At 41.1% G+C, this 12,430-nt stretch carries 10 protein-coding genes; 7 read left to right on the top strand and 3 right to left on the bottom strand.

Annotation, left to right across the window (positions count from 1 at the left end):
- The first annotated feature begins 4 nt into the window (after window positions 1-4).
- The 7 genes from QUF73_05875 (at window position 5) to QUF73_05845 (ending at window position 7,781) form a co-directional block, all read left to right on the top strand.
- Window positions 5-1,228, top strand: a complete 1,224-nt coding sequence (locus tag QUF73_05875; GenBank protein ID MDM5225736.1) for a dihydrolipoamide acetyltransferase family protein — start codon at window positions 5-7, stop codon at window positions 1,226-1,228.
- The gene (lpdA, locus tag QUF73_05870; GenBank protein ID MDM5225735.1) at window positions 1,229-2,671 is read left to right on the top strand and encodes a dihydrolipoyl dehydrogenase; all 1,443 of its coding nucleotides are present in this window, start codon (window positions 1,229-1,231) and stop codon (window positions 2,669-2,671) included.
- A gap of 114 nt (window positions 2,672-2,785) precedes the next feature.
- Window positions 2,786-3,901, top strand: coding sequence for a 4-hydroxyphenylpyruvate dioxygenase (hppD, locus tag QUF73_05865; protein ID MDM5225734.1), 1,116 nt, complete (start codon window positions 2,786-2,788; stop codon window positions 3,899-3,901).
- Between the two features lie 67 nt (window positions 3,902-3,968).
- On the top strand, window positions 3,969-5,063 hold the full coding sequence (gene hisC, locus QUF73_05860; GenBank protein ID MDM5225733.1) for a histidinol-phosphate transaminase: 1,095 nt from the start codon (window positions 3,969-3,971) through the stop codon (window positions 5,061-5,063).
- Window positions 5,064-5,068: 5 nt separating this feature from the next.
- A complete protein-coding gene (locus QUF73_05855; GenBank protein ID MDM5225732.1) occupies window positions 5,069-5,689 on the top strand; it encodes a flavin reductase family protein in 621 nt (206 codons plus the stop codon).
- Between the two features lie 4 nt (window positions 5,690-5,693).
- The gene (locus QUF73_05850) at window positions 5,694-6,617 is read left to right on the top strand and encodes a fumarylacetoacetate hydrolase family protein (GenBank protein ID MDM5225731.1); all 924 of its coding nucleotides are present in this window, start codon (window positions 5,694-5,696) and stop codon (window positions 6,615-6,617) included.
- Window positions 6,618-6,626: 9 nt separating this feature from the next.
- Window positions 6,627-7,781, top strand: coding sequence for a homogentisate 1,2-dioxygenase (locus QUF73_05845; GenBank protein ID MDM5225730.1), 1,155 nt, complete (start codon window positions 6,627-6,629; stop codon window positions 7,779-7,781).
- A 35-nt stretch (window positions 7,782-7,816) separates the two neighbouring features.
- Here QUF73_05845 and QUF73_05840 read toward each other — a convergent pair whose 3' ends face one another.
- From QUF73_05840 to katA, 3 genes are all read right to left on the bottom strand, one after another.
- Window positions 7,817-8,671 (bottom strand): DegV family protein, encoded by an 855-nt coding sequence (locus tag QUF73_05840; GenBank protein ID MDM5225729.1) that lies wholly within the window; start codon window positions 8,669-8,671, stop codon window positions 7,817-7,819.
- A 303-nt stretch (window positions 8,672-8,974) separates the two neighbouring features.
- A complete protein-coding gene (locus QUF73_05835) occupies window positions 8,975-10,528 on the bottom strand; it encodes an ABC-F family ATP-binding cassette domain-containing protein (GenBank protein MDM5225728.1) in 1,554 nt (517 codons plus the stop codon).
- Window positions 10,529-10,815: 287 nt separating this feature from the next.
- Complete coding sequence (gene katA / locus QUF73_05830) at window positions 10,816-12,273, bottom strand: catalase KatA (GenBank protein ID MDM5225727.1); 1,458 nt, start codon at window positions 12,271-12,273, stop codon at window positions 10,816-10,818.
- Between the last annotated feature and the right edge of the window lie 157 nt (window positions 12,274-12,430).

Genomic DNA, 12,430 nt, shown 5'->3' with positions numbered 1-12,430 from the left:
AGCCGTGGAAGTGAAACTTCACGATATTGGAGAAGGCATGACAGAAGCAGATATCAATTGCTTTTTAGTCAAACCAGGGGATGCAGTCAAAGCCGATGATCCGCTGGTTGAAGTACAGACTGATAAAATGACTGCTGAAATACCTGCTCCCAGAGCGGGAATTATTAAGGAATTTAAAGTGGAGCCTGGCGATACGGTTACAGTGGGGACGACCATTCTAATTTTAGAGGCGGAGGGACATGATGGCATTGAGAAGGTGAAGGTTACTTCTCATCCTGCAAACTCTCATAAGCCGCAGGAGCCATTTCAATCTTTTGCGGCATTCAAAGGAAAACGGGTGCTTGCATCTCCATTTACAAGAAAAATAGCACGGGAAAATTCGATAAACATCGAGAATATTACTGGGACAGGTCCTGCCGGTCGAATTTTGGATGAAGACATCTATCAATACTTAGCATCCGCACAGAGTAAGCCTGAGCCAGCTGAAGAGGAGCAAGCTGTTTCGATGGATACTATAATAAGCCCTCCTGCTGAAAAAGGAATCATTCCATTTAGGGGCAGAAGGAAACAGATTGCCAGGAAAATGGCACAATCCCTCTATACCATTCCGCATTGTACCCATTTTGAAGAAATCGATGTAACGGAGCTGATTACTTTCAGAAAAGAACTTAAAATTCTGAATCAAAATATATCTGCAACAGCCTTTTTCCTGAAGGCATTGTCAATTTGCCTGAAAGAATTTCCTGTGTTCAATTCAGTCCTGCATGAAGAAATGGAAGAAATACATTTGGCAAGTGTACACCATATCGGTATTGCGGTTGATACCGATGAGGGGCTCATCGTTCCGGTCATTAACCATGTTGAGAATAAGACAATCAGAGAAATTCATGAGGAAATGAAACAGCTCACGGAAAAAGCGGTGGAAAATAAGCTTTCTGTCAAAGAAATATCTGGCGGAACATTCACGATCAGCAATGTAGGACCGCTTGGCGGAAGCTTTGGAGCGACACCGATTATTCAGCATCCGCAAACCGCACTGGTTTCTTTTCATAAAACAAAAAAGATGCCTGTTGTGACAGACGATGACCAGATTGTGATCCGCTCAATGATGAATATATCTATGTCTTTTGATCATAGAGTTGCAGACGGGGCGACAGCTGTACGCTTTACAAACCGGTTTGCTGAATTGATTAAAAATCCGAAAATGATTGTTCTGGAGATGGTATAAATGGTAGTTGGAGAACTGGCACATGAGCGCGATGTCATCATTATCGGAGGCGGCCCTGGAGGGTATCATGCTGCGATCCGTGCTGCACAGCTCGGGCACAGTGTTACCTTGGTTGAACAGGAACAGCTTGGCGGGATCTGTTTAAATAAAGGCTGCATACCTTCAAAGATCCTTACACAGTCTGCAGAAAAATTCACTTCATTTCAAGAGGGGGAAAATTGGGGGCTGGAAGGAGGAGATATATCGTTTAATTTAAACAAACTTCAGCAATACAAACAGAAGAAAATTGAACAGCTCCGGGCAGGAGTTGAAGCCCTCTGTCAAGCCAATAATATTGAAATACTTAATGGTTCAGCTTTTTTTCTGTCTGAGGATAAGGTTGGCATCGAAAAAGGAGACAAATTTGATGTTTTCAGATTCAGGGATGCAATCATTGCGACCGGCGGAATACCTGAAAAACCACCTTGGACAAGAGAGTTAAGTGAAATGGTATTAGATCAGCATTCCATTTCAGATTTGAGTGAAATACCCGATAAACTATTAATCTATGGCAGTGACTATATTGCGCTTGAAATTGGTATGGCTTTTCAGGCCCTGGGATCTAAAGTGACTTTAATCCTCGAAGATGGGAAAGAGGATTTTGATTTCGATCAGTCCATTTGCCGGGAACTGAAAAGGATTTTAAAAAAGAAAAAAATAGACATAGTAAGAAATTCAGATGTATTGGAATTACAGCATAAGGAAGACATGTTTACAGTAACTTTTGAATTGAAGGGAGAAATAGAAACAATTTCAGGCACACATTTATTTGTTTCAACTGCCATTAGACCAAACACCGAACAGCTGGGACTATCCCGAATAGGGGTTGAACAATGTGCAGCGGGGTTTATAAAGGTGGATGCCCAAAGCAGGACAACACAGAATCATATCTTCGCAGTGGGTGATGTAACAGATGGTCCGGCACTTGCTGTAAAGGCAATTAAACAAGGAAAAACAGCTGCAGAAGCGATTGCGGGGTTTCAATCAGAATCAGATTTCCATTTCATTCCGATTGCAGCTCATACACAGCCTCCTATTGCGAGTGCCGGGTTAACGGAAAAGGAAGCAATTAACATGGGCAAGGATATTGAAATTGGCCATTTTTCATTGTCTGCTAACGGATTTAGCATTTTGGCCGGAAAAAAAGAAGGATTTATAAAAGTGATCAGCTGCAAGGAAAAACAAGTTCTTTTGGGAATCCACATGGTAGGCACTGGGGCAATAGAGCTAATTTCAGCCGGCATTACTGCATTGGAAATGGCAGCCAGGGATGAAGATCTAATTTTCCCGAACTATCCCCATCCCAGTGTAAATGAAGGCTTGCTTGAAGCTGTAGAAGCTTTAAGGAATCAGGCTATTCACATCCCGCCAAAAAGCAAAAATGAGCAAAAGTTAAAAGTGTAACTTACTTTAATGCAGAAGTGCATTATAGCTTTAACTTGAACTCTTGAGAACGTTTGCAGATTTCATATATGATAAATTCAAAATATTATTAATATTTGAAATGGAGGGGTTAGTATGCAAGATGAAAAAATGTTAAGGGAACAAAAGAAAGCCGATTTCTTTCCTGTGAAGGAGGTAGATTATTTAGAAATCTACTCAGGGAATGCGAAACAGTCCTGCCATTATTTCTGCACGGCTTTCGGCTTTAAGCCAGTTGCTTATTCTGGTCTGGAAACAGGCAATAGGGAAACGGTGTCTTATGTTCTTCAGCAAAGAAAGATCCGCCTCGTGATCACCGGAACTTTAAATGACAGTTCCAGAGTATCGAATTTCATTAAAAAGCATGGGGATGGCGTTAAAGATATAGCCTTAGCTGTCGATGATGTTGAAACGGCCTACAGTGCGGCAGTCGAAAGAGGCGCAATTGAAATACAGCCGCCTTTTGAAATACAGGATGCGCATGGCACAGTAAAAAAAGCAGTTATTGGTACATATGGAGATACAATTCACACACTTGTCGAACGCAATAACTATAATGGCGTATTCATGCCTGGCTTTGAGCCTTATCAAACTGAAGTTCCATTTGAAGATGCCGGCTTTATCGGAATCGACCATGTTGTTGGAAATGTAGAGAGAATGGAGGAATGGGTGAATTATTATGCAAATGTAATGGGCTTTAAGGAAATGAAGCACTTTACAGATAAAGACATTACAACAGAATATTCCGCACTGATGTCCAAGGTTATGCATAATGGCGGCAGGATAAAGTTCCCGATTAATGAGCCTGCAGAAGGAAAACGCAAATCCCAGATTGAGGAATATCTTGAATACTACAACGGGCCTGGTGTGCAGCATCTGGCCATCCTGACAGAGGATATCGTCAGCACTGTCAGCATCCTGCGCAAAAATGGGGTGGAGTTTTTAAGCACACCTGATTCTTACTACGAAATGCTTTCTGAACGTGTAGGTAAGATTGATGAAGAGATTGATAAATTGAAAGAATTAAATATTCTTGTTGACCGTGACGACGAAGGGTATTTGCTTCAAATTTTCACTAAGCCAATAGTTGACCGCCCAACCCTTTTCATCGAAGTCATTCAGCGTAAAGGTGCCAGAGGATTTGGTGAAGGCAACTTTAAAGCACTTTTCGAATCAATTGAACGCGAGCAGGAAAGACGCGGAAATTTATAATTTTTTAGCCTAAAAGGGAGATGATTTCTCCCTTTTTTAATAATAATTAAAGAAGGAGGCAACGCAGATGGTCAGAATCCAGACAAAAAGCGCAGTGGAGAAGATTGTTTCTTATCCGCTTGGCAGCTCGCCGGAAGAGATCAAAGAAAAGTTCAATTTAATGGCTGTCCGGAAAATGTCTGATAATGAAAATGTGTATGGCTGTTCACCAGAAGTAAAGAACAGCATCAGCAAAGCAATGAACAGTCTTTATTTTTATCCGGACGGAACTGTTTCCCTGCTCAAGGGCAAACTGGCCGGGTTCTACAATATAAGTGAAGATAAATTTCTGGTAAGCAATGGTTCAGAAGAAATCATCCGCTTATTGACTAGAGCATACATAAGTCCTGGAGACGAAGCTGTTATGGCCCAGATTACCTTTCCACGATATGAAACAAATGTCCTGATTGAAGGCGGCAGTGCTATAACTGTCCCGCTGCAAAATGGTACACATAATTTAAATGCTATGTATGCGCAGATCAACAAAAAAACAAAAATGGTATTTATCTGCAATCCCAACAATCCTACAGGAACCATAGTCGGTAAAACAGAACTTCTCCAATTCATCGAAAAAGTTCCTTCGAATATCTTGATTATTCTAGATGAAGCTTACTATGAATATGTGCAATCTTCAGATTACCTTGACTCTATTTCACTTTTGGAAAAGAAGCCGAACTTGATCATTCTGAGGACTTTTTCTAAAATTTATGGTCTCGCCGGACTCCGTGTCGGCTATGGAATCATGGATTCTGAGATAGTGAATGAACTTCAAAAGGTAAAAGATGTTTTTAATGTCAATCATCTGGCACAGGCGGCCGCTGCAGCAGCATTAATTGATCAAGGCTTTATAAGGGAATGTGCTGAAAAAAATGCGAATGAGATGGAATTTGTGAGGCAGAAGTTAAATGATTTACACATTGGCTTTTTTCCATCCCAAACCAACTTTATTTATATTTTCAGTCAGTATCCTATAGCGGAAAACTTGATTGCAAATGGCTTAGTTGTCAGGCAAATGAAGCTTGAGGGATATCTTGATGCTTTTCGGATGACTTTAGGTACAAGGGAAGATAATGAAGCAGCCATAGATGTGATAAACAAACTTCTAAATGAAAAGGCGGTGTAAGGTGTATGGAATTAAATCCTGCCAGTCTGGAATGGAATGGCGCTTATAAGCTGCTGGCTGGTTCTATCCTGCCGCGTCCCATTGCGTTTGTTACCACTATGGATGCGGACGGAAATGTAAATGCAGCTCCATTTAGCTTTTTTACTGCCATATGTGCAGATCCGATGCTTATTTGCTTTTCACCGATGCGAAAAGGGACAGATGGCTCTAAGAAAGACACGCTTGCTAATATTGAAGCGACAAAGGAATTCGTTATTAACATCGTCAGTGAAGACTTTACTGAAAAGATGAATATTTGTGCAGCGGATTATCCGGCTGGTACAGACGAACTAGTCGCCGCTGGGCTAACAAAAGAAAAAAGTGCAGCTGTTAATCCTCCTCGGGTGAAAGAATCAAAAGTCCACTTGGAATGCAGTCTCCATCAGGTACTTCATTTTGGAGAACATCCTGGTTCAGGAAGCCTGGTGATAGGAAAAGTGGAGCATGTGCATGTTGCTGAAGAACTATATGAAAATGGAAGGATTAATTCGGAGAAACTGAAGCCAGTTGGCCGGATGGCAGGACATATATATACCAGGCCGATGACGGATGTATTTGAATTAATCCGAAAAACAGACCCAAGGTGATGCTATGAAATTCATAACCTATCAAAAATCAGATGGATCCATTAGAGCTGGCTGGCTGAAGAATGAGAAGTATGCCGTTGATATGCATGAAGCGACCAATGGTGTTCTTCCCAAAACAATGCTGGCATTCCTGGAGAATCATGAATTTTTTATGGAATACTTATCTTCAAGCAAAAAACTGAAGGACACTGATAGAGGGGTCTATCCTTTATCAGAAGTCACCTTAAAAGCTCCACTTCCAAATCCAAAAAGCTTCCGGGATTTCTATGCTTTCGAGGAACACGTAAAAACGGCAAGAGCTAACCGCGGACTTGATATGATACCCGAATGGTATGACATACCTGTTTTTTATTTCTCAAATCATTTAAGCATCAAGGGTCCGAATGAAGAAATTTCACGCCCCAGCCAATGTGAATGGCTTGATTACGAGCTCGAAATTGCCTGTATCATTGGAAAAGAAGGAAGGGATATTAAAGCTTCTGAAGCGGATGATTATATTTTCGGGTATTGCATCTTAAATGACTGGAGTGCAAGAGACATTCAGCGCAAAGAAATGAAGGTAGGTCTTGGCCCTGCAAAAGGGAAGGATTTTGCCACTTCTGCAGGGCCGTATATCGTTACAAAAGATGAGCTGGAGGATTTCCGTGTTGAAAATGGCTATGATTTGACGATGACAGCAAAAGTAAACGGAACTCTTCTATCAGAAGGGAATATGCAGGATATCTACTATTCTTTTTACGAAATGATTGAGCGGGCTTCTGACGGTGTTACCCTTTGCCCTGGTGAAATGATAGGCTCAGGGACTGTTGGCAGCGGCTGCATCCTTGAGCTGGGCACAGATGTGCACCGCTGGCTTGAACAAGGAGATGAAGTTGAGCTTGAGATTGCAAGTCTTGGAGTCTTAAAAAATCGAATTGCAAATAAGTGAGGTGGAACCATGTTTTATCGCCAAATGGGAAGAATCCCGCACAAACGGCATACGACTTTCAAAAAAGCGGATGGAACCCTATTCAGGGAACAGGTTATGGGGACAAAAGGTTTTTCCGGTACCCAATCCATTCTTTATCATCACTACATGCCGACAGAAATAGCACGTACTGAACTGATAGGAAAATATGTTCCCGAGTATGAGGAGCAGGAAAGCTTGAAGCACCGCCATTTGTTTACAGATCAAATCGAAAAGAAAGGGGATGCACTTTCAGCCCGGGAATATCTGCTTGGGAATGAAGATCTTCTAATAGGCACTATAAATATTACAGAGTCGATGAAGAGCTTTTACCGGAATGGTGATGGCGATGAGATGCTTTACATTCACTACGGAACAGGAAAAATTGAAACTATGTTCGGAACATTAACCTATCGTCCGGGGGACTATGTCATAATTCCGATTGGCACTATTTATCGGATGATTCCGGACAAAGAACAATTGACTAAGGTGCTCCTGGTGGAGTCCTTCAGCCAAATTACAACACCAAGAAGATATCGGAATGAATATGGACAGCTGCTCGAACACAGTCCATTCTGTGAAAGAGATATTCGGGGACCGGAGAACTTGGAAACGTATGATCAAAAAGGTGAACATGAAGTAATTACGAAAACAAGGGGATATTTGCATTCTCATATCCTGAATCATCATCCGCTTGATGTGGAAGGCTGGGACGGCTATCTCTATCCGTGGGTATTTAATATAGAAGACTTTGAACCGATTACTGGAAGGGTCCATCAGCCCCCGCCAGTTCATCAGACATTTGAAGGACATAATTTTGTTGTATGTTCTTTTGTTCCCAGATTATATGACTACCATCCAGAGGCCATCCCTGCCCCTTACTATCACAGCAATGTCAATAGTGATGAACTGCTTTATTATGTGGAAGGCAACTTTATGAGCAGAAAGGGTATCAGGGAAGGCTCTATCACTCTTCATCCGAGCGGGATTCCGCATGGCCCTCATCCCGGGAAGACAGAAGCAAGCATTGGCAAAAAGGAAACTCTTGAGCTTGCTGTTATGATTGATACCTTCAGACCATTAAAATTGGTGAAAAAAGCTAAGTTAATAGAAGATGAAAAGTACATGTATACATGGATTGAATAGAAAAAAGCACTTTCCCTTAGGGAGAGTGCTTTTTTCTACTTTTCATTCTGCCAAATGATGGCAAGTGTTCCTTCACCAGCATGGGCAGCAATGGTTGAGCTTATTTCACCAATGAAAATATTGAGGCGGGGAAAGTGCGATTTGATTTCCTCCGCCAGTTCCTCCGCTTTGCCGCGCACATTCCCGTGCATGATTTGAACCTGAGGAATGGTGTGGTTTTCGTAAGCATCCCCGAGCAATTCTATCATTCTTTTAATTGCTTTTTTATCCGAACGGACTTTATCAAACAATTCAAACTCACCGTCCCGGTTAATGCGGATTATTGGCTTTATTTTTAAAAGGCTTCCCAGCAGATATTGTGTTCCTGACATTCTGCCGCCTTTATAAAATTGTTCAAGGCTGCCAAGCAAAATATAATTCTCAGATTTATCAGCCTCACTTTGCAGGATTTCAGCAATCTTATGCGCTGGCATATCATTCTCAGCAAGCTTTAATCCTTTGTATATTAAAGACGTTATTGCATAAGACATACATTTTGAATCAACTGCCGAAACAGGGAACCCTGCCAGCTCTGAACCTGCCAGGCAGCTGTTCATCGTACCGCTTAATTTGCTGGAAACATGTACAGCAACCGCAGCATCATATTCAATCTTCAATGATTCAAATAGTTCAGCAAATCTCCCGGCAGATGGCTGTGAAGTTTTAGGCACTTCTTTTTCAGTCCGGATTCGGCTATACAGCTGGTCTGTGTTTAAATCAATACCATCTTCAAATGATTCTTCACCGAATGTAATTGATAGAGGCACTACATAAACATCAGGATGTTCGAGCAGCTCCCTAGAAATATAAGCTGTGCTGTCTGTAATCCATGCAATCTTCTTTTTTGTCATGAATGTGATAAGTCCTTTGCCAATTAATTTTTCATTTTTCATTATTGAATATTGAAAACTTCCCTTATTATACACGAAGAAATCATTGCCTGTATTGCTTTTAAGTGTTCCATTTATAGGAAATGGCCTGAATATGCTATTAGAATGTTTATATGGAGCTCCTAAAGGTAAATAAGAATCTTTTGTGAACAATGTTTGAACCTGATAAAAAGGGCGCCTGAAATGAAAAATCCCCTGCGTGGCAGGGGAGTGTGATTGTGTCTGCTTTTTTGACCTAATACCATTTAAACTTGTTTATTGAAATTAAAAAACTTTCGTAGTCCAATCCTCACAATTCCAAATATCGGTCGCAATTTCACGATAGAAATCAGGTTCGTGGGATACCATCAAGATACTTCCGCGATATGCCTTTAAAGCACGCTTTAATTCTTCTTTTGCATCCACATCCAAGTGATTGGTAGGTTCGTCTAGAATTAATAAATTCGTTTCTGTGTTTAAAATTTTACACAATCGAACTTTGGCTTTTTCGCCACCAGAAAGGACTTCGATTTTACTTTCAATATGTTTCGTCGTTAATCCGCATTTTGCAAGAGCAGCACGAACTTCAGCCTGATTCATACTTGGGAACTCGCTCCAAATCTCTTCAATACAAGTGTTGTAGTTGGACTGTTTAACTTCCTGCTCGAAGTAACCGATGTATTGATACTCACCGCGTTCCACTTTACCCGAAATGGGACTAATCAATCCAAGAATACTTTTTAAAAGAGTAGACTTACCAATACCGTTAGCACCCACGAATGCAATTTTTTGTCCGCGTTCCATTTTCAAATTCAGAGGGCGAGAAAGTGGTTCATTGTAGCCAATAACAAGATCTTCCGTCGTGAAAATCCAACGACTGGCTGCACGAGCTTCTTTGAAAATAAACTCTGGTTTCGGCTTCTCTCTTCCCAATTCAATAATTTCCATTTTGTCGAGCTTCTTTTGACGAGACATCGCCATATTTCGAGTCGCAACACTTGCCTTGTTGCGGGCAACGAAATCCTTTAAATCAGAAATTTCTTGTTGTTGACGCTTGTATGCAGCCTCTAGCTGCTGCTTTTTCATTGCATATATTGTTAAGAAGTTATCATAGTCACCAACATAGCGATTCAACTCTTGGTTTTCCATGTGATAGATCAAGTTAACAACATTGTTCAAGAATGGAATATCATGTGAAATCAAGATAAATGCATTCTCATATTCCTGTAAATAGCGCTTCAACCATTCGATATGCTGTTCATCCAAATAGTTTGTAGGCTCGTCTAGTAATAGGATTTCAGGCTTTTCCAGCAAAAGCTTAGCTAGTAAAACTTTCGTACGTTGCCCACCGCTAAGATCATCTATATCACGATCAAGTCCAACTTCGTCTAATCCTAGGCCACGAGCAACTTCCTCAACTTTTGAATTAATTTGATAGAAATCATTACTATCTAAAGTTTCTTGCAGCTCGCCAACTTCTGCAAGTAATGCATCGATATCAGCACCTTCATCACCCATTTTTGCATAAAGTTCATTGATCTCTGATTCAGCATCAAAAAGATATTGAAAAGCAGTACTCAAAGCGTCACGCATCGTAGTGCCTTTTTTAAGTACAGCATGCTGATCTAAGTAACCAACACGAACTTTTCGTGACCACTCAACTTTCCCCTCGTCGGGTTGCAACTTCCCGGTAACAATATTCATGAAAGTAGACTTACCCTCACCATTTGCCCCAACTAGTCCAACGTGTTCACCTTTTAAAAGTCGAAAAGACACATCATTGAAAATTGCACGATCACCGAAACCGTGACTTAAATTTTGTACATTTAATACGCTCATTTTTTTACCTCTTCTCTAATATTCCATGTGGATATCTTACTAGATTTAGACTGTTTTTTCTATCTAAAGTTATTTCTTGTGAATAATGTAATTCGATTATTGGGATAAATTGAAGTCTGCCCTTTCTTAATTAAAGGCTCTATTAAAGCTGGATGTTGAATTTATGGCATTGAAAAATAGGCGGGAAGTAATGTTGGGGGATCAGCAAATAGGGGGGTCACACTAACACTTCACCCGGAAAAAAGGTGCCAATTAGGTTATTGGCACCTTTCGCTATTTCTTATGGTTCACTTTACTCCCTGAGGAACTGCCAGGCCAAGCCCTTTAGCAATACGTGTACCGTAATCAGGATCCGCTTTAAAGAAATGCTGAATCTGGCGATGCTTAATTTCTTCTTTTTCTACAGGCTTCATTGCTGCAACAATGTTTGCCACAAGACGGGAGCGTTCCTCTTCACTCATTAAGCGGTATAGATCACCGGCTTGTGTGTAGTGGTCATTATGATCATACGCAACGCTTTCGGCTAAACCGGAAACAGGGTATGCAGCCTGCTTGTGCTCCGGTGCCTCAGCAGGTCCTCCAAAGCTGTTCGGCTCGTAATAAACAGAACCTCCGCCATTGTTGTCAAATCGCATCTGACCGTCACGCTGATAGTTTTGCACTTCGTTCTTAGGGCGGTTGATTGGCAGCATCTGATGGTTCGCACCTACACGGTAGCGGTGTGCATCATGATAGGCGAACAAACGACCCTGGAGCATCTTATCAGGTGAAACATCAATCCCCGGCACGAGCGTTCCAGGAGAGAAAGTAGCCTGCTCAACTTCAGCAAAGTAGTTTTCAGGATTTTTATTCAGTACCATGCGTCCTACTTCGATTAAAGGATAATCTTTCTGTGACCATACCTTTGTTACATCGAATGGATCGAAGCGGTAAGTATTCGCATCTTCAAGCGGCATGATTTGCACGCATAGTTTCCATGATGGGAAATCGCCATTCTCAATTGCATTAAATAAATCCTCTGTATGATAATCAGGGTTTTCTCCAGCCATTTTTGCTGCAGCGTCCACGCTTAGGTTTTTAACGCCCTGTTCAGTTTTAAAGTGATATTTAACCCAGAAACCTTCACCTTGTTCATTTACCCATTTAAATGTATGGCTGCCGAATCCGTGCATATGTCTAAGGGTTGCAGGTATGCCTCGGTCTGACATCAAGATGGTTACCTGGTGCAGCGATTCAGGGGATAAGGACCAGAAGTCCCAAACGGCTGTTGGGTTTTTCAGGTGTGTCTTTGGATCACGCTTTTGTGTATGAATGAAGTCAGGGAATTTAATTGCATCCCTAATAAAGAATACAGGCGTATTGTTACCTACAAGGTCGTAGTTGCCTTCTTCTGTATAAAACTTAACCGCAAAGCCGCGTGGGTCGCGTACAGTATCAGCAGAGCCCAATTCACCGGCTACAGTTGAAAAACGGACGAATAAAGGAGTTTTTTTGCCTACTTCTGATAGAAATGCGGCTTTTGTATATTTAGTGAGGTCATTAGTAACTTCAAAGTAGCCATGTGCGCCAGCACCTTTGGCATGAACTACCCGCTCAGGCACACGTTCTCTGTTGAAATGGGCGAGCTTTTCCAGCAAGTGTACATCCTGAATTAAAGTAGGTCCTCTTGAGCCAGCAGTCATTGAATTTTGATTGTCGCCAACAGGGGCGCCCCAGCTTGTAGTTAGATTATTCTTATTTGTCATTCTATAATCACCTCATAAAAGTTTAATAGCTTGCTTACATTCATAATGATAACATTTCTCAATATAAAATCAATACTTTTTTATAATGATTATAAATAAAAATAAATTATTAAGAAGAAAACCTTATAAAAAGAGGAGGAGAATGCTTGTTTTAAAT

The organism is Cytobacillus sp. NJ13, from assembly GCA_030348385.1.
In the GTDB taxonomy this organism is placed as follows: domain Bacteria; phylum Bacillota; class Bacilli; order Bacillales; family Cytobacillaceae; genus Cytobacillus.
The sequence above is the reverse complement of the archived record's forward strand: the minus strand, read 5'-3'. Positions and strand labels throughout refer to the sequence as shown.